This is a genomic window from Paenibacillus sp. FSL R7-0179 (genome assembly GCF_038002265.1).
Lineage (GTDB): Bacteria > Bacillota > Bacilli > Paenibacillales > Paenibacillaceae > Paenibacillus_AQ.
Genome location: NZ_JBBOCC010000002.1, coordinates 1468340 through 1488955 on the forward strand (window position 1 = coordinate 1468340; position 20616 = coordinate 1488955).

General features: G+C 56.1%; 18 protein-coding genes. 10 read left to right on the forward strand and 8 right to left on the reverse strand.

Annotation, left to right across the window (positions count from 1 at the left end; all coding sequences use genetic code 11):
- Positions 1-19: 19 nt before the first annotated feature.
- The gene (locus tag MKX63_RS22805) at positions 20-154 is read left to right on the forward strand and encodes a hypothetical protein (RefSeq protein ID WP_341020275.1); all 135 of its coding nucleotides are present in this window, start codon (positions 20-22) and stop codon (positions 152-154) included.
- A 194-nt stretch (positions 155-348) separates the two neighbouring features.
- Here MKX63_RS22805 and MKX63_RS22810 read toward each other — a convergent pair whose 3' ends face one another.
- The 3 genes from MKX63_RS22810 to MKX63_RS22820 form a co-directional block, all read right to left on the reverse strand.
- Positions 349-1503 (reverse strand): copper amine oxidase N-terminal domain-containing protein, encoded by a 1155-nt coding sequence (locus tag MKX63_RS22810; protein WP_341020276.1) that lies wholly within the window; start codon positions 1501-1503, stop codon positions 349-351.
- Positions 1504-1663: 160 nt separating this feature from the next.
- Positions 1664-3061, reverse strand: a complete 1398-nt coding sequence (locus MKX63_RS22815) for a transcriptional regulator (protein WP_341020278.1) — start codon at positions 3059-3061, stop codon at positions 1664-1666.
- A 168-nt stretch (positions 3062-3229) separates the two neighbouring features.
- On the reverse strand, positions 3230-4387 hold the full coding sequence (locus tag MKX63_RS22820) for a glycosyltransferase family 4 protein (protein WP_341020280.1): 1158 nt from the start codon (positions 4385-4387) through the stop codon (positions 3230-3232).
- Positions 4388-4726: 339 nt separating this feature from the next.
- Here MKX63_RS22820 and MKX63_RS22825 point away from each other — a divergent pair, with 339 nt between their 5' ends.
- Positions 4727-4918 (forward strand): hypothetical protein, encoded by a 192-nt coding sequence (locus MKX63_RS22825; protein WP_341020282.1) that lies wholly within the window; start codon positions 4727-4729, stop codon positions 4916-4918.
- A 548-nt stretch (positions 4919-5466) separates the two neighbouring features.
- Here MKX63_RS22825 and MKX63_RS22830 read toward each other — a convergent pair.
- Entirely contained in the window at positions 5467-5793 is a 327-nt protein-coding gene (locus MKX63_RS22830; protein ID WP_341020283.1) for a hypothetical protein, read from the reverse strand.
- 153 nt (positions 5794-5946) lie between these two features.
- The gene (locus MKX63_RS22835) at positions 5947-6924 is read right to left on the reverse strand and encodes a zinc dependent phospholipase C family protein (RefSeq protein WP_341020285.1); all 978 of its coding nucleotides are present in this window, start codon (positions 6922-6924) and stop codon (positions 5947-5949) included.
- A gap of 207 nt (positions 6925-7131) precedes the next feature.
- Here MKX63_RS22835 and MKX63_RS22840 point away from each other — a divergent pair, with 207 nt between their 5' ends.
- Positions 7132-7899: a class I SAM-dependent methyltransferase gene (locus tag MKX63_RS22840; RefSeq protein WP_341020287.1), complete on the forward strand. Its 768-nt coding sequence runs from the start codon at positions 7132-7134 to the stop codon at positions 7897-7899.
- 75 nt (positions 7900-7974) lie between these two features.
- Here the strand turns inward: MKX63_RS22840 and MKX63_RS22845 are convergent, their stop codons facing one another.
- The 3 genes from MKX63_RS22845 to MKX63_RS22855 are packed head-to-tail and all read right to left on the reverse strand — an operon-like array spanning position 7975 to position 11026.
- On the reverse strand, positions 7975-8454 hold the full coding sequence (locus MKX63_RS22845) for a GNAT family N-acetyltransferase (RefSeq protein WP_341020289.1): 480 nt from the start codon (positions 8452-8454) through the stop codon (positions 7975-7977).
- Positions 8454-10265: a glycoside hydrolase family 20 zincin-like fold domain-containing protein gene (locus MKX63_RS22850; RefSeq protein ID WP_341020291.1), complete on the reverse strand. Its 1812-nt coding sequence runs from the start codon at positions 10263-10265 to the stop codon at positions 8454-8456. Before MKX63_RS22850 ends, MKX63_RS22845 begins: the two co-directional genes overlap by 1 nt.
- Positions 10262-11026, reverse strand: a complete 765-nt coding sequence (locus MKX63_RS22855; RefSeq protein ID WP_341020293.1) for an SIS domain-containing protein — start codon at positions 11024-11026, stop codon at positions 10262-10264. The genes MKX63_RS22850 and MKX63_RS22855 overlap by 4 nt, the downstream gene beginning before the upstream one ends.
- A gap of 230 nt (positions 11027-11256) precedes the next feature.
- Here MKX63_RS22855 and MKX63_RS22860 point away from each other — a divergent pair, with 230 nt between their 5' ends.
- From MKX63_RS22860 to MKX63_RS22890, 7 genes are all read left to right on the forward strand, one after another.
- On the forward strand, positions 11257-12192 hold the full coding sequence (locus MKX63_RS22860) for a carbohydrate ABC transporter permease (protein WP_341020295.1): 936 nt from the start codon (positions 11257-11259) through the stop codon (positions 12190-12192).
- A gap of 25 nt (positions 12193-12217) precedes the next feature.
- Positions 12218-13048 (forward strand): carbohydrate ABC transporter permease, encoded by an 831-nt coding sequence (locus MKX63_RS22865; protein ID WP_341023213.1) that lies wholly within the window; start codon positions 12218-12220, stop codon positions 13046-13048.
- Positions 13049-13111: 63 nt separating this feature from the next.
- The gene (locus MKX63_RS22870; protein WP_341020297.1) at positions 13112-14470 is read left to right on the forward strand and encodes an ABC transporter substrate-binding protein; all 1359 of its coding nucleotides are present in this window, start codon (positions 13112-13114) and stop codon (positions 14468-14470) included.
- Positions 14471-14594: 124 nt separating this feature from the next.
- Positions 14595-16421, forward strand: a complete 1827-nt coding sequence (locus tag MKX63_RS22875) for a cache domain-containing sensor histidine kinase (RefSeq protein WP_341020298.1) — start codon at positions 14595-14597, stop codon at positions 16419-16421.
- Positions 16414-18057, forward strand: a complete 1644-nt coding sequence (locus MKX63_RS22880; RefSeq protein WP_341020299.1) for a response regulator transcription factor — start codon at positions 16414-16416, stop codon at positions 18055-18057. Before MKX63_RS22875 ends, MKX63_RS22880 begins: the two co-directional genes overlap by 8 nt.
- Positions 18051-18830: a glucosamine-6-phosphate deaminase gene (locus MKX63_RS22885; RefSeq protein ID WP_341020301.1), complete on the forward strand. Its 780-nt coding sequence runs from the start codon at positions 18051-18053 to the stop codon at positions 18828-18830. Before MKX63_RS22880 ends, MKX63_RS22885 begins: the two co-directional genes overlap by 7 nt.
- Positions 18827-19999 carry an N-acetylglucosamine-6-phosphate deacetylase gene (locus tag MKX63_RS22890; RefSeq protein WP_341020303.1) on the forward strand — a complete coding sequence of 391 codons (1173 nt, stop codon included), beginning with the start codon at positions 18827-18829 and terminating at the stop codon, positions 19997-19999. Before MKX63_RS22885 ends, MKX63_RS22890 begins: the two co-directional genes overlap by 4 nt.
- Positions 20000-20616: the final 617 nt, after the last annotated feature.

A 20616-nucleotide genomic window follows, 5' to 3' on the forward strand; every position in this document is an offset into this window, starting at 1 on the left:
GCTGAAAAGAGGGGTTTGTATGGCTGAGCTTTTCGGAATGCTTTTCGAAGTTATGCTGGATCTCCTGCTCTACCGTAAGGACCGCAAGCGGAGGAGAGAACGAAGAAGACAGCGAAGAATGGAACGGAGAATGAAGAGGCAGGGGCGTCTGTAGACGCCCTGTCTTTCATTTGCCGGATGCTGTATATCTGGCGCATAAAAGTCATATTTTGATAAAATGACTTTTATGCGCTTTTTCTCGTGGTCGAAAAAATGTATGCGAAAAACCGAACACATGGGCTGGCACGAAGTCGCACGGGCTAAGTGTATGCGAAAAACCGAACTCAATGGAATGTGAAGCGCAGCTGCTCAGTTCTGGCTGCCAGGCCATGTGTAGGTCTTGATGATGTCTTGGCTGCCATCCATTCTGTGGATGTTGAAGCTCAACACATTGTCTTTACGCCCGGTGAAATAGATATAGTCCCCCGGGAACATGAAGTCGGGCTGCTCTACCTCGCGCTGGCGCTCCGCACTTAGCAGTTGCTTGTATAACAAAGTCTGCTTACCGGTAGCACGGTCAACAAGGGTCAGGAATGCTGTGTCTGTAGGGCGGACAAGCAGAACATCCGGGTAGACGGCTTCAACATTATAGTAGATATCCTTGGCTACAGTGGTGCCCAGCAGCTTCGGTATATCTACTGTCTCGCTGACCGCTCCGGTTCCATCCTCTATGAGCCTTAACGTATGGCCGTCATTGAATATCAGCTTGCCATCCGCCCGGACCGGGGCTGTGCCGAAGGAGGTATAAGTATCCGTATGCCCCTGGCGGATTACACTATTGTTCTTCAATAGATAGGTATAATACTCCATATGCACATGGGGTTCGCCATAGGAGTTAACGACTTGTAACAACGTTAGACCGGCAGGTGTGCGCTCGAAAGTAAAGTCTACTACATCCAGCTCTATGCCGAGAACAGCAAGCTTATGCTTAGTGTTCTGCTTCGTTGTCAGATACAGCTCGCCGCTGTCCAGCGACAACGAGTACACTCCGCCGTCGAACACTTCGGAATAACCGCGGTACATATGCAGACCGTTGGCCCGGATGGTGTTCGTGACGGCATCCCATCGTACAGCCCCCCCTTCAAGGGCTGCTACTACAAATTTGACAGGCACATACAACTGCTTATCGGCAACATAAGGTGTGCCTCCAAGGGAGACCTTCTTCCCGTCCAGTACGCCAGTGGATTGACCAAGCTTCATGCTGAAGCTTTTATTCCACCCGCTGAAGGTGGCAGTTTTGTCCGCATTATTCCACTTGATCTCAAGTCCCATAACTGTGACCAGGTTAGCCGGCATATAAGAGACCCCGTTCTTGATCTGTGCGATGCCTCCGGCCATTCCTGATATTCCGCTTACGCTGCTGTAGGTTAATTGGAGCTGCACGCCCGGGGCAGGCTTGGCCGAAGCCGGAACGGCTTCAGCTCCTCCGGTCAAGGCCAGTGCGAGTGCAGCGAGGACTAACATCCTCCAGGTAATCTTCATGTTCATCATCCTTTCTGCTTGTATGTTGCTGCTGAATCAGCCGTCCCCCGTCCCGTGACCCATAGGCTGAACTGCGGATTGTAAGGTAACCTCTGATACAGATTCATAACCCCCCAGGGGGTGAATAGCTATAACTGTCAAGCTACACGAAACTAGAAGCATAATCATTTTTCTTATCATTGGATTCTTGCACCTCTCCAATCAGAAGTCTGTATTGTTCTGTCTGTTCCTCAGTGGCCTGATGCCGGAATTGTTCAAACAGATTCACACATTTTATGATTATGCTGTCACTCTTTATTTTAGCAGAAGATTCCAGACCTTGGAGCAGGAAGCCCATTCCTTCCGGGCGGTGATTACGTAAATAATACTTGGCTAATTCCGCGAGAAAGGTAGAGTACTGGTCAGCCAGGATCTGCTGGTTGTGAAGCTCCCCGAAGGCCTTCAGATTGGTCCGGTAAGGGATATAGGAAGGGAACTGTTCAAGCACCTCATCGACATTCCAGGAGAAACGGTTGGCTGAGATCATAATATGGTACAGGGCTACAAAGATCTCACTGGCATGCGGAGCAATATAGGCCACATATTCAGGCAGTACTTCATAGTCGCCGGACATCATCCGGTAGAGAAGGGTATTGGCCGTCCCCCATTCCTGGAATTGGTCCAGGATGTGAAGGGTGTCGTCTCCTTTTTCGCGTATCCAGCTTCGATCCATATATAGAGCTACGTATTTCAGCGCCGATTCATAGTCCCGGAATTCTTCACACACACTTGCCCGCATCAGATGCGAATACAGCGCATAGAAGAAGACCGGCTTCTCCGGACATTTATCCTGGCGGTCCCTGCGCTGCGAGCGGTGCAGATGGTGGTAGCTGAGCATGGCAAGACGGTGCATCTCCTGGGCCAGCGCATCCACCTTGTCCCACTTGTGCAGCGAGTAATAGACATGCATCAGGGCTTTTAGTCCATCGAGCTGATCAGGCACCTCAAGCCGTTCAATATAACATTCGAATAAAAGAGCAGCCTGGAGGTTGAGTGTCTGGCTGTCTCCGAGGGTAATGCGGAACAAACGGTACTGGCAGAGGGCCAGCCGCTCCGAATGCTGATACTTCTCGCTTGCGCTGATATTCTTGTAGAGCACAGCCGCCGCCTGCCAGTGATGCTCCTGGAACAGGTCCTCGGCCACTTCAAAAAGCATCGGAGCGTAGATCAGGTTGTCCAGCAGATTTTTGACTACTAGCTCAATACAGTCCAGCCTCCCCAGCTCCGCCGAATTCAGGATGAAGGGGCGCAGCCGCCGCCAGGTTGGTGCCGAATATAAGAAGCACTCATCGACATACATGCTATAGAAATGATCCTCCGGCAATGACATGCCCCGGGTAATCAATTTCAGGTGGTTCATGGCAATCGGCTGCTGGCCGCTAAGGATACGGCTTAAGGTGCCGGAATTAACGCCGGACTGAATGGAGAACTGGTTAATGGACAAGTGCTGGGAATAGAGATAAGCCTCAAGATGACTCCTAATCGTTGTGAGAGGCTTCAAGGGATCACCGCCTGACTGAATTCCATATTTTGGATTATTGTATATGTGTATAATATAAGTCATTATTCCAATGGTCAATAGAGTGATGGGGAGAAACCGTGAACAATGGAAAAAAGCATTCCCGTAGTCCCGGGAACGCTTAGTCTTCATAGGCGGGCAGACAGCGGATCAGGCGGTGTAAATCCCTGCTGTATCCTTGATGCTGCAGTGCTCGATGACCTCTTCGTAATCCTTAATCAGTCTGTCAAAAATCTGCTCCCAGGAGCGCTGGAGAGCGTGGCGCCGCCCTTCACGGCCCATTGCGCTCCGCAGCAGATGCCCGGCTGCGGCAGTGCAGATCTGCTCTGCCATGGCTGCCGGACTGCGGGGGGCGAACAGCATGCCGGTGGCACCGGGTGCGACCAGCTCCCGCGTTCCGCCGGCATCTGCGGCGATCACGGGAAGCCCCGACGCCATGGCTTCAAGCACGACATTGCCGAAGGTCTCCGTGCAGGAGGGGAAGACGAACAAATCGGCGGAGGCGTATAGCTCTGCCAGCTCTTCGCCGTGCCTGGCACCGGTGAAGGTGACATTGTCCGGTGCCTGCGACTTCAGCTCAGGCAGCAGCGGCCCATCGCCGACAATCACCAGCTGAACGGTTGAACGCACGGACTCCGGCAGTAGCGGCATGGATTGAAGGAGTGTGGTGAGATCTTTTTCGGGGGCAATCCGTCCGACATAAAGCATCATCAGTGCTGCACCCTTGCTGTAAAGTTTCCGCACTTCTTCGCTTCGTCTCTCTGGCGAGTAGAGGGTGCAGTCCACGCCTCTGGACCAAAGGCGCAGCTTGGTGAAGCCCTCCATGCGTAAGCTGGTTAGGGTCTCGCGGGAAGGAGCCAGGACGGCATCGCAGGACCGGTGATACCACTTCATGTATTTCCAGTAGAGCGGCAGGATTCTTCTCATTTTGTAGTATTCGAGGTAACGGTCGAAGTGGGTGTGATAGGAGGCGACATGGGGGAGCTGCTGCTTGCGGGCATACCGGAGGCCGGTTAAGCCGATATTGAACGGGGTGGCGAGATGGAGCAGGTCGGGGGCGAAGGCAGCCAGTTCACTCTGCATGGAGGACATGCCGGGCAGGGCCAGTCTGCACTCGGGATACAGGAAAAAGGGGATGCTGGCCACGGGTCTGACAGGATCGGGGTAGCTGCTCTCCGGGGCTGATTTTGGTGTGAACAGCAGATGTTCAATTCCCCGGCGGTGCAGATGGCCGGTCAGCCGGCCGAGTGTACGGGCAACGCCATTCGTCTGCGGAAGAAAAGTGTCCGTGAATAGAGCCAGACGCATCGGTATCCCTCCCAGTAATCTTGTTGCCTTGATCTTAACAACCAACTATTACTTGGAGATCAACCGCAGGTTAAACATCTCGCATGAAGCGGGGATTTTGCAGGGAGGGTCGGAGGGAACCCGGAGGAGTAAGGAGGGTAAGGGAGGAGTAGAAGGAGTAGGGAGGAGTAGGGAGGAGTAGGTAGGGTAAGGGAAGACTAGGGAGGAGTAGGGAAGACTAGGGAGGACCAAGGAGGAGGAGAGGGGAGTAGAGAGGACAAGGGGGGCTAGGGCAACAAGGTTAAGGGAGGAGCGGAACGGGTATACATGAGGTATCAGGAATGAAGGAGGTATAAGGAGATGAGTAAAGATCTGCCGCCAGAGGTTCCGCCGAAGGTTGTCCCCGATGTAAAGCCGGATATCCTCCCGGAGCCGGTTGTGATCCCGCCGGAGATTGTACCGGAGAAGCATCCCGAAATCGTACCGCCGGAGCAGCCCGAGATTATTCCTCCAGCCCCGCCGGAGATTCTTCCGAATGCTGATCCACTGTAAGCTGGAATGCTGTCTGACAGAAGGATAATGTAAAGATTATGCTGAGCGCCCGGGGAACCGGGCTTTTTTGCGATTATAATAGGAAACTATAGTTTCCTGCTACTGTGGAGAAGTGAGTGTGAAACTGTAGATATGAGTTCTTGGAATGATTCTTAGAATGACTTTGATGCTGAATGTGACTGAAGGCTGAATGCATGTGAAAAACAGCATACATTGTGCTCGCAAGCAGGCAAATGGACCAAATGTATGTGAAAAACAGTATTCATTATGCTCGCAAGCAGGTATGTGGACCAAATGTATGTGAAAAATAGCATAGATTGATTCGCAAGCAGGCATATAAACCAAATGTATGGCAAAAATAGCATACATTGTGTTCACACGAAGGAAATGTTACTCATGCTTTGTTCTGCGCAAAGTACCTGAGCAACTGTCGGAGCTAGAGCCGGCGGGATGAATGGATTTGCGGGTTATTGTATGGTTGTTTTTTGGGTTTATGGTTATTTTTAGCTGCTGCAGGGGAAGGAGGGGGCGTTCGGACAAGCAAGGAGTTACTGTAAAGCGAAATAGGTGGATTTTGTACACTTGTCTGTTGAACGAAGGCCCTCTGTTTGAACAACAGTTGGAGAAACAACACTTAATTCGCACATATCTTCCAAAGTAGCGAAAAGTAGCTGGAATAAATGTACAAAAACCACTTGCTGCCCGATATTTTTGAGAAACCGGCGAAATAAGATACGTTTTTCCAATTGTTTGCGGCAGGCACCCGTCGCCTGTGATGGAGAAGGGTGCGTCGGTAAAATGGACAGGCCATATGTTTGCTGGGGAGCCGCTCCCGATGCCCGGTTTCTGCTCCCATCCCCAATTACAGTACCCATACCTCCGTTCCTGGTTCCCTGTACCGTGCGCGTAACTGATACCAGCTACTCCTTCATGCATCTTTCTCTCGTTTCCCGTTCCGGCTTCACCGGACTCGCTCTCCATTCCCCGCCCCCGTTCCACCATGCCCGCTCTCCAATCTCCGCTCCCCCTCAACTCCCCGGCAGACTTGTCCAGATCGGTTCCGCGTATTGGTTCTGCAGGTTCATGCTGCAATCCTTGCCGGTATCGTAGGAGCGGTTGCCCAGCACCTGTGCGAATTGCTCCAGCTTGCGAATTGCGGCAGTGGGGTCCTTACTCTCCAGCCAATCGGCAAGCGCTCCGAGCACCGTCCTGCCTTCGGCAAGAGCCGCCTCCCACAGCTCCCACACCGATTCTGTGCGGACCTCAGAATAGAGCGCGGGATGCCGCCATTCGGAGTGCCGCTCATTCAGATAATCCAGCTGCTCCTCACGGGCGGTAAGCTTACGGGAGAACAGCAGGCGTGTCCGTCCCCAGGTGATAGCCTTCTTCCAGCCCTTCGGGTCATACAGGCAGCGCTGGGCCAGCACCATATCGCGGTAAGAGGTCTGCCAGATCTCCTCAGGCAACCGGGCCATCGCTTCCGGGTAATGCTTAAGGGCCGTAGTGTGTAGGATGCGGTGAACCGGACCGGGCAGACGGGAGCCGGCGTCGATCAGGGACCAGGCCGGGTTCTGCCACGTGTTAAGATTCCTCCGCCGGTTCATGAACAAGGTGTCCAGATCAATCTCGAACCGCTGATGATCGCGGTATTGATAGCCCGCTTTCCAGTTAATATAGGGATGGAGATTGCGGTCCAGCAGATGATGGGTGAGAAAGCCGAGGAAGTAGAGCCGGGCCTGTTCACCCTCCACTCCGCCGAGGTTCCGCGCCGACTCCCAGAAGTCTATAAGTACAGGCCCGCAGCTGCGCGAATGCATCAGATCCCCGAGATGCAGCGCCCCGGCATCCTTGCTCCAGGGGAGAAAGCTGTGATACAGCAGGATATCAGGACCCTGACAGCCAAGATGATAGAGGGGCTGCTCCAGCTGCTGAAGAAACGGAAGACGATGACTGAATTCTCCGGCCAGCTGCCGCCCGTACTCGATATGCATCCAGATATTAGGCATGATCGTTACCTCCTATGAGTTCTTGGGTCAGCCGCAACTAAACATATTTATATATTTTACCCCCTGTATGTAAAAAGAAAATCAGAAATGCCGCATAAAACAGCATGCATTCTTTTACAATTCTGTGAATGAACCCAATGTGAAAAATAAAATATACAACGGCATAGATTAGCGCTATCCTGAGAAGACATGATCGGAGGCAGGGAGATGGATCAGCGGTTAACCTTCAACGAGGACGCGGCGAATTATGACAGGTGGAGGCCGGTCTACTGCGCAGAAGTATTCCAGGACATCATCGCTTACTCACACATCGGACCAGGCAAGAAGGCGATTGAGATCGGAATCGGTACGGGGCAGGCGACCAGGCCTGTGCTGGAGACCGGCTGTGAGCTGGCGGCGGTGGAGCTGGGCAGAAATCTGGCGGAGTACACACAGCTGAAATTCCGGGAGTACACAGGGTTCAAGGTGCATCATACATCGTTTGAGGATTTTGCAGCCCCGGCGGGAAGTAGCGATCTTATCTATTCAGGCACCGCCTTTCACTGGATTCCAGAGCAGACCGGCTATCCGAAAGTCTCGCAATTATTGAAAACTGGCGGAACCGTGGCTTTATTCTGGAACCGGCCGTTTGCCGCGCGTGCGGACGATGAATTACATCAGCAGCTCCAGCAGATATACCGGAAGTTCAGGCCCGGCAGTCCCCCGTTAATTGAGCACGATACGGCAAGGTACCATGCAGTCTCACAGCGTCTGGATACCTACGGATTCAGAGAGATTAAGCTGAAGCTGTATCATCTGACGAGAGCCTTCCCCTCAGCGGATTATATCGGCTTGCTCAATACCTATTCGGATCACAGAGGAATGCCTACTGCTGCGAGGTTGTTGTTAGAGGAAGAGATCAGAGCGGCGATCCTGAAGAGCGGGGATGTGCTGATGATTTATGACACGATAGACCTGCATTTGGCCAGAAAATAGCACAGCAAATAGCGGAAGCCAGGGATGAGATGTCCGGCTGCCGCTATTTGCTGTGCTCATACAAAACAATCGTATTCAGTCCATGCTGATCAGGTCACGGAATACACCGGGAAAAGAATCAGGGACCGCAATCGCACCCACGGTCTTCTCATAGAAAGGGACGGCGTCCGCCACCCAGCCGATAATGGCATAGCCATAACCGCTCTGGTGCATGGCAGACAGGCATTCCAGCAGCAGCGCCTTCCCGATGCCCAGCCCCCGGTAAGCCTCCAGCACCCCGGTCGGGCCGAAGAAGTTCTTCACCACGACATCATGGCAGGCGAAGCCGATCACCTCGCCCTGCTTCACCGCAATATAGCAGTGGACGGGCAGATGGGCGAAGGCCGTCTCGCATTCATTCCGCCAGCTCTCCGTGAAATGGCGGCCGACAAAATCCACAATCGCCTGCTTATCTCCGGTCATCGCCCGTTTGATGGCAATCCCTTCACCCCGCAGCCGCTCCAGCAGCGCTCCGTTATCCGGCAAATCGTATAGCTTCACAAGCATATCAGGCATTAAGGTTCCCCCGCTTTCTGTTCTATGAGCTCAAGATCGGTCATCATGGCTTGCAGATTGGCCTCGAATAGTTCAGGCCGGTAGAACCGGGAGCGTATGAACAGCTCCGCCATCTGCGGGACCAGCAGCTCGGCAAGCACGCTCTGCATTCTTAGCTTGGCCTGCCGGAGATCGCTGTAGCCGCTCCGGTATTTGTCCCGGAGGAAGGTCATCACTTCCTCGCTGCCCGGCGACATGGCTCCCCGGAAGAGGAAGGTAGGCAGCGGCGAGCGGCGCTGTGCCGGAAGCTCGTACTGGATCATGGCATCGATCAGCTCGGCGGTCAAGCGGTTCTTCTTCACCTCCGGCAGAAGCTGCGGAATCAACGCGTAATAGTCGGTTACCGCATAATCTGCCCATTCTTCCCCGCTCAGCCGGTCCGCAGGCAGGCCGTGGAACTGGTGCAGGAACCTTGTCAGGAAGGTCCCGGTCTCCGCTCCGGAGTTCCAGCTCTGTTCCGCAGCGAAGACAGCCGGATAACGCGAGGTCTCGAACAAGCCGTAGGGGCTGCCTAACGAGAACGGGCACCCCCAGTTCGTATGAATAATACCCTCCAGCTGCTCGGAGCGGGCGAGCTGAATCCAGTCCTGCACATTCTTGATCCGGTTATGAATCACCGGATAATTCTGGTCGCCGTTATCGTCCCAGCAGCGGACAGAGGAAGCGCCAAGGGTCTGGATGCCCGCATCCCGCAGCTTGTGGAGAATCTGCCGGGCATCCGCCTTCATCCGGTGCCCGCCGTAGATCCAGACGACCACGATCACACGCTTGTCCAGCGCCGCAATCTCCTCTGCCGTAGCCTGCATGATCATATCATGCCAGATCATCGGCTGCTTGCCGAGGCTGAGTGTCTTCTCCGCCAATTGATTGACGAAGCGGATGAACGAAGCCTCGGGGGTAAGCCCGGAGCGCTTGCAGTCCCCGCAGGTGCCAAGGGTCCAGACTTCGTCACAGCCGAGGTGAAGATAGCGGCTGTGCGGGTGGAGGGCCGCCACTTCTTCCAGAATCCCGGCCATCATCCCGAAGGAGCCGGCGCGGTGCGGGCACAGCTCGGACACGGTCTCCGGGACCTCACGCAGACCGATATAGGCCGGATGCTTCAGGATATATTCCAGATGTCCGAAGGATTGCTGCTTCGGAATGACGGTAATGAAGTGGTCCTGTGCCGTCTTGAGCAGCCGCCGGTGTTCTTCCTCCGTGAAGGCAAGCTCAGGATGGCGCAGGAAGGCCAGTTTCCGGAACGGCAGCTTGTCCTCATATTCGATAATCAGCGTATTGATCTTATAATCGGCCAGCTCTGCGATATACTCCAGCAGATGCTCATAGGTCGGATAGACGGTGCGCAGATCCAGATAATCGCTGCGCAGCCGCAGCTCCGCCCAGTCGGCAATCGTCACCGCAGGCACGGTACCGCCGCCGCTCTGAAGCAGCTGTTGCAGTGTCTTCAGCCCGTAGAACAGGCCGGAGGCGGTAAGTGCATACAACTCGATCCGGTCCTTATCGGTAATCAGCACATAGCCGTCATGCCTGCCCTCGACCCGCCGGGCCAGCAGCGGGTTGAGCGGAGTACCCTCCGTGACCAGGGCGAATACACCGCTGCCGCCCTGAGCAGCATGCGCTGTTACCCCGGCGAATATCCGTTCAGCCGCCACCACTAGCCGGGCATCCTCCCCGGGGCACCATAACTGCACCGCCCAGCCGTGAAGCCCGGTGACCGGCTCCGGTCCACGGCTCTGCACCACCTGAGGCGCTGGAATCAGCTGGAGGCTCATAGCCAGCGTACCCGGCCCTTGAAGCGCTCAATGAAGCGGTTATTCCACTCGTCCCCGCCCGGGGCGTTGCCGCTGCGCCAGACCGGCACCTCGATCCCTTTTGCCCCGAGGCAGGCGGCAGTGGTCATCATCAGGGAATTCAGCAGAAAAGCGTTGGCGAAGGTAGAGGTGGAGCCCATCTTCGGTTCAATGCCGTCAATGTGAAGCGCAGCGTCACCAGGCTTGACCTTGCTGTCCAGAACATAATCGCAGAGCGCATACAGATTCTGTCCCGAAGGGTGGCGGGCAATATGATCCGCTGGCGTAGCCTCGGCATGGCCCACGGAGGTCACCGCAACCGTGATTACGCCCCGGCGGCGTGCTTCCAGAGCGGCATCGACACAGGCTGTGTTGATCCCGTACGCATTGGCGATAATCAGAATATCGCCTTGTTCGAGCCGGTTGTCTTCAATGACTAATGTGCCATAGCCGGGAGTGCGTTCAACTGCCATGGAGCGCAAGGCGCCATTCGAGATCATCGTGCCTTCATCTAAGATGGCGCTGATATGCATCAGTCCGCCGGCACGGAAGAAGACCTCGGTGGCATTCATATTGGAGTGTCCCCCCGGTCCGTAGAGATAGATCAGCCTGTCCTCCGCAATATGCTCCGCGAGCAGCTCCGCCACCTCCAGCAGCTTGTCCTGCGGCTCACTCCGTATCTCATTCAGCAGTTCGACAATAGTATCCATATAAGCGGACATAATATCTGATTTCACGTTCATCTGGATTCCTCCTTAAGATGTAAGTAAGCATAAGCTGGTGCTTGCCTAGAAGATAACAAAGCAGACTACCCGAGTAAATCAACTATTTTGCGCAATTCCGTACCGTTTTTGACTGATTGATAGAAGGGTAGGTAAAAATTTTTCCGAACGGGTCAGGATCGTGGCTTATGCACCTCGCCTTACCTTTCTATAATGAGAGATAAGATCACGCAAGAGGGGGGACAGAGCCATTGAAGACGTCAGTTGCCTTACCGCAGTCCCGTGAGAAACCAACCGCCGGCAGCAGAAAAAGAAAACGGCTGGAAGCCGGGATGGGGTACCTGTTCACCGGTCCCATGCTGCTGGGTGTGCTCATATTTACGCTAATTCCTATGCTATTCTCCTTCGTGCTCAGCTTCACCAAATGGTCGTTCGTCACCGGGTTTGACAAGATCCGGTTCAATGGCTTCGATAACTTCCGCCAGCTGTTCCAGGATGAGGTTTTCCTGAAGTCGCTGGGCAATAACTTCATTATGCTGCTGGCCGTACCGGCCGGAATGGGGATCGCGCTGGTCCTGGCGGTGATTATCACCAGTCATGTGTACGCGCCGGGGGCTTTTAAAGTTATCTACTTCATGCCCCAGATTTCCAGTGTCGTCGCGGTAGCGGTCGTGTGGCAGGTGCTCTTCCATCCTTCGTACGGTCCGGTCAACGGCTTCCTGTCAGCGCTCGGCGTGGACCATCCGCCCAAATGGCTGGCCGATCCGACCTATGCGCTTCCTTCGGTCATGCTGCTGATGATCTGGATCGATCTCGGGGTCTCGCTGATTATCTATATCGCCGGAATCAAGAATATTCCTGCCGATCTGTATGAAGCGGCGACGATTGACGGCGCCTCGAAGCTGGCCCAGTTCCGCTCGATCACCTTTCCGCTGCTGACGCCGACGACCTTTTTCCTGCTGGTGACCGGGATTATCGGCAATTTCAAATCCTTCGCTCTGGTCAAGGTGCTGACGGACGGCGGACCGGCCCATTCCACCTCTGTTGTCGTATATGACATGTACCAGACGGCCTTCGTCGATCTTCAGACCGGGTATGCTTCATCCATGGTTATGATTCTGTTCGTCATTGTGCTGGCCATTACCGGCTTGCAGTGGCTGGGGCAGCGCTATTGGGTCAATTACTAGAGAAGGGAGGCACACACCTGTGAGAATGGGCAATCTTACCTTAGGAAAAGCCATCATCACCCTGATCATGGCGCTGCTGGGGATCGTGTTTTTGCTTCCTTTTATATGGATGCTGTCCGCTTCGCTTAAGCCGGAGGCCGATGTCTTCAAGTATCCGGTTGAATGGATTCCGCAGACCCTGCGGGCGTCCTTCAACTATCATTCCGTCTGGTTCGGCAAAGCCAACTTCACGCTCTATTACTGGAACTCGATCAAGGTCACGGCGCTTACCACGCTCTTGTCTGTGGGGGTGTCCAGCATGGCCGCCTACGGCTTCACCAAAATCCGCTTTCCCGGCAGAAATGCACTGTTCGTCCTTGTGCTGGCCACCTATATGATTCCTGCGGAAGCCACGCTGGTGCCGCTGTTCATCATCTTCCGGTCGACGGGCCTGTACGATACGCATCTGGGCCTGATCCTGCTGGGCGGGTTCAGCGTGCTGGGCACCTTCCTGCTCCGCCAGTTCTTCGCTTCGCTCTCGAACGAATATATCGAATCGGCACAGATCGACGGTGCGGGTCATCTGCGCATCTTCACCTTCATTCTGTTCCCGCTGGTCCGGCCCGCGATTGCCACGTATGCGATTCTGCGGTTTATCTGGACCTGGAATGATTTTCAGACGCCACTGGTCTTCCTGAACAGTAAGACGCTCTACACGCTACAGCTTGGCATGAATGCCTTCGCCGACCGCAACGGCGCCTTCTATTCGCTGATTATGGCGGCTTCGGTCTCGGCTATTGTCCCGCTGCTGATTGTGTTCATCCTCGGGCAGAAGCAGGTGATCGAAGGCATTTCCTTAGGGGGGGTGAAGGGGTGAAGGCTGGCAAGTTCCCGGAAGTTGCATAACCGGATGTAAACCACATTAGAAGGGGTGTTAGTGATGAAAAAGAATGTGTTCGCGCTGGTATGGATCGTCGTGCTTCTGGTAGCCTTGGCAGGCTGCGGCAATTCGGGCAACAATAGTGCATCTCCCACTTCTGGCAGCACGGCTGCACCGGAGGCGGGGGAGAGTGCTGCACCTTCCGCAGAGCCGGTAACGATCAAGGTTGCTAACTGGTCCCCTGCGGCGGATATGGAGCCTGTGCTGAAGGCCTATGAGGATTCACATCCGGGCGTCTCCCTGGAATATGTTGAGCTTGCCGACAACGGAGACTCTGTGGCTGGCATGAAAAAGCTGGATCTGCTCGTGGCTTCCGGCGAGAACCTGGATGTAGTGTTCATGCCCGGTGCCACCGACTATTCACAGCGTGCCGGACTCGGCCTGCTGGCTCCGCTGAATGACCTGATCAGCAAGGAAGGGATCACGCTGGCTGACGAATACACGATTGATCCGTCTGTGGACGGTAAGGTGTATGCCCTCCCGGATACGCTTGAGAATTATTTTGTCCTGCTGAACAAGGACAAGCTGGATGCGGCAGGGTTAGCCGTTCCCACAGAATGGAGCTGGGACGACTATCTTGATTACGCAGCCAAGCTGACCAGCGGCACTGGCCCGTCCAAGACCTTCGGCACCTATTTCCATACCTGGGCCATGTACTGGGAGCTGGGAATCATCAATCAGGAGAAGGACAACAATCTGGTCAATAACGGTATCGTGAATATCGACAGCGCGGGCATCCGTAAGTCTCTGGAGCTGCGCAATAAGGCTGAGGAATCCGGAGTAGCTGTACCGTATGCCGACACCATCTCCCAGAAGCTCGCGTACCGCTCGGAGTTCTTCACCGGACATGCCGCGATGATCGTGACCGGCAACTGGATGATCGGTGAATCCGGCGGGTCAGAGGAGTTCCCGGCTACGTTCACCACCGCGTTCGCGCCGATGCCTTCGAACAGTGCAGGAGAACCGAGCGGAGTCAGTATTGCTAACGGCAATTATGTTGGGATTCTGGAAAAGTCGAAGCATCCGCAGGAAGCGTATGATTTCATCCGCTGGTACTCCACAGAGGGCGAGCAGATGCAGAATGTATACTCCGCCTGGAAGAAGCAGGATGTGGACCAGTTCATAGCAGGCGTCAAAACCAAGGCCATGAGCCCGGACAACATTGACGAAACCTCACTGGCCTATGTAATCAAGAATGCGAAGCCTGCTCCTTTAAGTGTGCCGCCGACCTATCAGGGCGAGCTGGAAACGGCCTTTACCAAGGAAACAGAGCTGTTCATCCTGAAGCAGCAGGACCTGGAGACTACGATCAAGAAGGCGCAGGCGGAGCTGCAGAAGATTGTGGATGCCAATAAGTAAAAATTGGCAGGGCTAAACGGCCGGATTTTACCTGAAATCCTGTGCTCTAATAGGCTACTGGAGGCGGAAAGCTGATATGATAGAAGCATAGACACGATAGTCTGATTGTGAAGGGGGATTGCCATTGCTGCCAAGAGGATGGAGACTCGGTTTTCGCAATAAGCTGCTCGTCGCTTCCCTGCTCTGTCTGCTGCTTCCCGCCTCTATTACCCTGTATATTTCCAATTCCTACACAGAGCATATCCTCCGCTCCCAGGTGATTCAGAATGAACGCCGTTCACTGGAGCAGGAGAGCCTGTACATCTCGAACCTCTTCAGCAATATGGTGCTGGTGGCGAATTATATCCAGTTCGATCCCGGCATTACCCTTGTTCTCAAAGAAAACTGGCAGCGCAGCAAGCTGCACCAGCCCGATACAGCAAGACATATCCTGGACTTCAAAGAGGTGACCGACAAGCTGGTCAGCGTGACCTCCATGATGGAAAAAACATTCGTAACGGTCCTCACCTCGGACGGGCAATACTACTCCAACTATTCCTACGCCAAGCTCAATGTCGGCGCACTGCTTCAGCAGCCCTGGATGGAGGCTGCCCGCAAGCAGCCTGCCTTCGAGCTGTACTGGGCAGGCGTGATAGATAACTATATTCCGACCGCAGCAGCCGGCAGTCCGCAGGTGCTTACGATTGCCCGCAATCTCAAGCTGTCTTCCAGTTCAACCTATGCTACGGTGATGATCAGTATCGCCGAGAGCCGGATCAGCCAGATTTTCAATGATAGCGGGAAGGGGCAGCAGACCCTGCTGATTGCACCGGATGGAACGGTTACTGCCGCCCGGGACAAGTCCCTGCTGGGCCAGCCGTTCTCACTTATGGCTGCCGTGAAGCCTGCGGCCGATTCCAGCTTCATCGATTACCGGGGCGAGCAGTATCTGCTCAGCAGTCTGGAGATCCCTTACGGCAATTACCGGATTGTCAGTCTGTCGCCCTACCGCGAGGCGGTCAGCCGGATCAGCGCGACCCACCGCTGGAGTTCGGCGGTGCAGGTGGTGTCGGGGGCTTTTTTCCTGCTGATTCTGGTGCTGCTGGTCAGGCAGTTCACGAAGCCGGTCATCCGGCTCGATCAGGTGGCGGCGCGGGTGGACCGCGGGGAGCTGGGTCTCCGTTCGGGAGTCCGGGGCTATGATGAGATCGGGCGGCTGGGCAAATCCTTCGACCATATGCTGGACCGGGTAGAGCGGATGGTACTCCAGATCAAGGAAGAGCAGGCACAGAAGCGCAAGGCGGAGCTGGCGATGCTGCAATCGCAGATTAATCCCCACTTCCTGTTCAATATCCTGAACTCGATCCGCCTGCGCATTATGATGCGGGGAGATGAGGAGAATGCCGAGCTGCTGTCCTCACTCTCCCGGTTGCTGCGCATGACGATTCAACAGCGGGATGAATATACTACGCTTCATGATGAGCTGCATATTGTCAGGAGCTATGTGGAGCTGCTGAATTTCCGCCAGTCCGAGGAGGTGGCGCTGGATACAGACTGTACCTCCGAGAGCCTCAGCGTCCGTATCCCCCGCTTCCTGCTGCAGCCGGTCATTGAGAATGCCTACATTCATGGGCTGCGTCAGGCGGGCGGGCATATTCTAATCCGAACTTGGACGCAGGATCACCGGCTGTTCATTGAGATAGAAGACAACGGGCAGGGGATGGATGAGGACACCCTGAGCCGCCTGCGCGCCGGGCTAAGCTCCAAACCGCCGGGCAAGGAAGCTATGCCGCCAGGCAGGCTGGCCCACATCGGAATGTCCAATGTCTACGAGCGTCTGTATCTGACTTACGGATCAGCCTTCCAGATTACGACGGACAGCAGGCCCGGCGAGGGGACAACCTTCCGGTTCGTATTGCCCGGGCAGATTCCGGATCAGGCTAAGGAAAAGGAGCGTGGTAGGGATGTATAGCGTAATGCTGGTGGATGATGATCAGCCGGTACTGGATTTTCTGACGGCAATGATTCCCTGGGACGAGCTTGGCTTCACGCTGCATTCAGCCTGCAAGAACGGTCTGATTGCTCTGGAGAAGGCCGGGGCGGACATGCCGGATATTGTAATTACAGACATTGGGATGCCGTATATGGATGGTCTGGAGCTGATCCGCGAGCTGAAGCTGCGAAGCGGGGAGGTGCGCGTGGTGGTGCTGTCCTGCATGGATGACTTCACCTATGCGCAGCAGGCGGTCAAGCTGATGGTGAGCGACTATATCCTCAAGGAGACGATGAGCAGAGAGCTGATTACCACCCTGCTCCGGGAGCTGGGCGGGGAGCTGCGCCGCAGGGACGAGGAGAAGGCTCAGACGCTGAAGTGGAAAAGCATGGCCGAGCATCAAAAGGGGCTGCTGAAGCAACGGGTGCTTACGCGGATCACGGCCCGGGAGCTGCCAGGCAGCGAGTGGCAGAGTGACGCTGCCGAGCTGGGCATTCAGCCTGAGCTCACAGCCCATGTCGCTGTGCTCTGCCGGATCAACGGTGACAGCGGGGAGGCTCCAGGGGAGGAGCTTGCGCGGATGGCCTTGGTGGCATCGGCGGCGGAGTCGGTGTACCAGGACAATAATGCCGCCCTATGTCTGCCCTACAGTGGCCGTGATTGTGTACTGGTATTCACCGGCGGTATGGGGAACGGGGCAGAGGCCGCACACATCTCTATGCTCGGCAGGCTACGCTCAGCCATTCAAGCCGTGCCGGGGGTGAGGGCGTCCTTTCAATACCTGTGTATCCCCCGGGGCAGCGGGCATTTCCGCGAGAGGGTGATAGAGCTGCTAACCCAAGGCCGGGAGTATGCCTTCTACTTGAAGCCGGGCGGGCTGGCCGGACTGAAGGAGCTTCCGCCGTTCACGGAGGAGGACCTGTTCACCCGTTACGCCGAAGCCGCGCACGAGATCCGCGAAGCCTTCCTGGAGGAATCAGCGGACAGGCTTGCGGAGCTGCTCGCCAAATGGATGGACCATATCCGTCTGAAGCGTTATGCCCCGCGCCAGGTGAAGGAATGGATGCTCAAGCTGCTCTATGACAATCAGATGCGGCTGATGGCCCGCCAGCAGTTCCAGTCCACTTTTTCGCTGGAGCTGCTGCATGATACCCTGGCGGACATTGACGATATCGGCACGCTGGAGAGTTGGTCCCTGGCTTTCTTCTACGAACGGCTTCCTTATATCCGGGAGATGTACCAGGAGACCCGCCGGGATGAGATCAAGAAGGTGAAGCGGTATGTTGACCGTCACCTGAACCGTAAAATCACCCTGGAGGAGGTGGCGGAATATACGCATTTGAATTCGAGTTATTTCAGCCGTCTGTTCAAGAAGGAGACCGGAATGAGCTTCATCCACTACGTTACCCATATCAAAATGGAGCAGGCCAAGGAATGGCTGGACCAGTCTCCGCAAAGCGTAGAACAGGTCGCCGAGCGGCTCGGGTATGAGAATAAGAGCTATTTCACGAAGCTGTTCAAGCTGCATACTGGAGCTACGCCCGGAGAATTCCGGGGAGAGGAAGGCAGCCGTTCCGCACAACCCCCTGAAGCAAGGAGGCACTACCCATGCTGACTATCAAACCGATTCATACCGAGCTGTCGGGTGCTATGCTTGTCCGGGTATACCCAAACCGTGCACAGCTCGGAGCTGCTGCCGGACGTGAGGCGGCAGCAGCCATCCGGGCGCTGCTGGCCTCCAAAGCGCAGGTGCGGATCGTCTTCGCCGCCGCCCCTTCACAGAACGAATTCCTTGCCGAGCTTGCCGCTGCGAAGGATCTGGACTGGAGCCGGATTACCGCATTCCATATGGACGAATACACTGGCCTGCCGGCAGACTCGCCGCAGAGCTTCGGCACCTTTCTCCGCAAGGCGCTCTTTGACAAGGTGCGTCCGGGAACGGTTCATTATCTGAATCCTGCCGCAGGTGCAGAAGCGGAATGCAAGCGTTATGGACGATTGCTGGCAGAGGCGCCTATCGATATAGTGTGCCTTGGCATCGGAGAGAACGGCCACTTGGCGTTCAATGATCCGCCGGTGGCTGATTTCGCTGATCCGCTTCCTGTGAAGCTGGTGATTCTGGATGATATCTGCCGGAGGCAGCAGGTGAATGACGGGTGTTTCGCCAGCTTGGACGAAGTGCCGCAGCAAGCCTTGACGCTGACGATTCCGGTGCTGCTGTCCGCGCAATGGCTGTTCTGCATGGTGCCGGGCGCTTCCAAGCGCGGTGCAGTGACCCGGACGCTGCATGAAGCAGTCTCTACAGCATGTCCGTCCACCATCCTGCGGGGGCATGGAGACTGCCGGATGTTCCTGGATACCGACTCGTTCGGGGCGGTCTTCTCATGAAGCTGGAGGCGCTGCATTACCGGACCGGCGAGCCGGTCCGGCTTACTGTGGAGGATGGCTTAATTGCTGCTATCGACCCGCTGGAGACGCGGCTGACGCTGGAGGAACGGGCCGAGCTGCCACTGGTGGCCCCGGGCCTTACGGATCTGCAGATCAACGGCTATGGCGGACATGATTTCAATCATCCGGCGCTTGGTGCAGAGGATGTCAAAAAGGCGGTCCGTGCGGTATGGCAGGAGGGCGTGACCGCCTGTTACCCTACGGTGATTACCGGCGCGCCGTATACCATCCTGGGAGCGATGCGGGCGATTGCCCGGGCCTGTGACGAGGATGCAGCCAGCGCGGCGACCATCAAGGGCATCCATCTGGAGGGGCCGTTCCTCTCGCCGGAGGACGGTCCGCGCGGGGCGCATGCCCTGGAGCATATCCGGCCGCCGGACGCGGCCCTGCTCGATCAGTGGCAGGCGGCGGCGGGCGGACGCATCTCTATTGTTACGCTGTCCCCCGAGTGGGAGGGGAGTGCGAAGTTCATCCGCCACTGCGTCCGGCAGGGAATCACCGTCTCCATCGGGCATACGTCAGCGGATGCCGCGCAGATTGCCGGGGCGGTAGCCGCCGGAGCGCGGCTGTCCACGCATCTGGGCAATGGCGCGCATGCTATGCTGCCGCGCCATCCGAACTACCTGTGGACCCAGCTCGCGGCAGATGAGCTGTGGTGCACATTGATCGCCGACGGCTTCCACCTCCCGGAGGAGGTGCTGAAGGTGGCGATGAAGGTCAAGGGCCAGCGGGCACTGCTGGTCAGCGATGCCGTTGCCCTGGCCGGGCTTGCGCCCGGCAGCTACGACACGCCGGTCGGCGGCCGTGTCGTGCTGACCCCGGCGGGCCGGCTGCATCTCGCCGGCGAGCCCGGGCTGCTGGCGGGCTCGGCGCAGATGCTGCTGCGCCACATCGCGCGCCTCAGCGCCGCGGGCCTGGCCGCGCTGCCGGACGCCTGGGACATGGCGTCCGTGCGCCCGGCAGGCTTCATGGCCCTGCCTGCGGCGGCGGGCCTGGCGGCCGGGGCACCGGCGGATCTGGCGCTGATCCGCCGCACCGGGCCGGGCGGCGCCGGGCTTGCGCTGGCGGCGCTGTGCCAGGCCGGCGGCTGGGTGTACCGCCGGGACTGAGCGGAGCGGCGGTACAGTGCGGCGGTACGGTGCGGGCAGGCCGCCGGTGACGGGGGCCTGTTATCCATGTGAATCGCACAAGTTAATCGATTACAGACGGCGGGAGCGGCAGTGGCTGGGTAAGTACATGGCTATGGCTATGGGCATGGTATGGGGATTGTATGGGGATGGTATGAGTATGAGTATGAGTATGAGTATGGCTGTTGCGCCCGCGTTTGCACCACGCCAGTAAAATTTGTAGTAAATGTATTCGGTTTTCCGCATACATTTTCTCCGTTAGTCTACGCGCAGTATAATTGTATTCAGTATTCCGCATACACCCGTACTATGTCCACACTAGCGTCAATGTTTGCACCAGTGCCTGGACCAGTAGCTGCCTCAGTAACTGCCTCAGCATCACCCTATGTATCTGCATTAGTCTCACCCTCACCCTCACCCCTTGCCGCAGGGAACAGTTGGATTTTGGGCACTTGTTCAGAGGTGGGAGGGGCCCGCAGCGAGTCGTAGTTGGAAAAAAGGCACTTAATATGCTGGCATCAGAGCCATAGAGGGGGTTCACGCGAAAAATAAATGTCATAAATCCAACTAAGTTCCGCAAATGCTCCAAATGTTCTAGA